Annotated in this window: 1 protein-coding gene; it reads right to left on the bottom strand. The window is 37.5% G+C overall.

Features of this window, described 5'->3' with window-relative positions; all coding sequences use genetic code 11:
- Positions 1 to 74 precede the first annotated feature (74 nt).
- Positions 75 to 1,152, bottom strand: a 1,078-nt coding sequence (locus tag M3212_RS21650) for a transposase (RefSeq protein WP_251195972.1), incomplete at its 5' end; no start/stop codon positions are given.

Genomic DNA, 1,152 nt, shown 5'->3' with positions numbered 1-1,152 from the left:
GGGGTAGCGTCAGGAAAATGCGGATTTACAACGCTAAGCACATTTTCGAGACGATTCCCCCATTTTTAACAACGTTAAGAAAATTTCAATGGTCTTAAAGAATCTAACGAGACCATTTTCTCGGAATTAAAATGGTATTCTCCTAGCAAATTAATATGTTCCCAACCTAGAGGCGACATATGGTGCAATAATTCTTCATTAAAACTACTAGCCTGTTTTTGATATTCAACTGCTTTTGTTAGGTGTAAGGTATTCCATATACTGATGGCATTAATGATTATGTTTAAGGCACTGGCCCTTTGCAATTGATGTTGTATAGTCCGTTCCCTAAGCTCACCTTGTTTTCCGAAGAAAATAGCTCTTGCTAATCCATTCATGGCTTCTCCTTTATTCAATCCTCTTTGTATTTTTCTTCTTAATGATTCATCCGATATATAATTCAAAATAAAGATCGTTTTTTCTATTCGGCCCATCTCACGTAAGGCCGAAGCCAAGCTGTTTTGTCTTGAATAGGAACCTAGTTTCCCCATAATAAGGGATGCTGAAACTGTTCCCTCTCTTATAGAATGAGCTAATCGCAAAACATCCTCATAATTTTCTTTAATGACCTTTGTATTTATTTGTCCACGTAAAATGGCTTCTAATTTTGGATATTCACTTGCTTTATCTATTGTAAATAATTTTGAGTCTGATAAATCTCTTATTCTAGGAGCAAATTTAAATCCTAATAAATGAGTCAGTCCGAATATTTGGTCTGTGTAACCGGCCGTGTCTGTATAATGCTCTTCTATATTTAGATCCGTCTCATGGTGCAACAATCCATCCAAAACATGAATCGCATCCCTTGAATTTGTATGAATAATCTTTGTGTAGTAAGAAGAGAATTGATCACTAGTAAAACGGTAGATGGTGGCTCCTTTTCCAGTCCCGTAATGTGGGTTTGCATCTGCATGAAGTGATGAAACACCTAGCTGCATTCTCATACCATCTGACGAGGATGTTGTACCGTCGCCCCAATTGGAGGACAACTGTAATTTATGATGGAAATTTACTAATATGGCTTGGGCTTTATTCATTGCATCTTCATACATACGCCATTGAGATACATTGGCTAGTTGCTTATATGTAAGTCCGGGTGTGGCCTCGGCCATC

It is taken from the genome of Halalkalibacter oceani, from assembly GCF_023715705.1.
Taxonomy (GTDB): domain Bacteria; phylum Bacillota; class Bacilli; order Bacillales; family Bacillaceae_D; genus Halalkalibacter; species Halalkalibacter oceani_A.
Note: the sequence above shows the minus strand (reverse complement) of the source record. Positions and strands in the feature narration are given on the sequence as shown.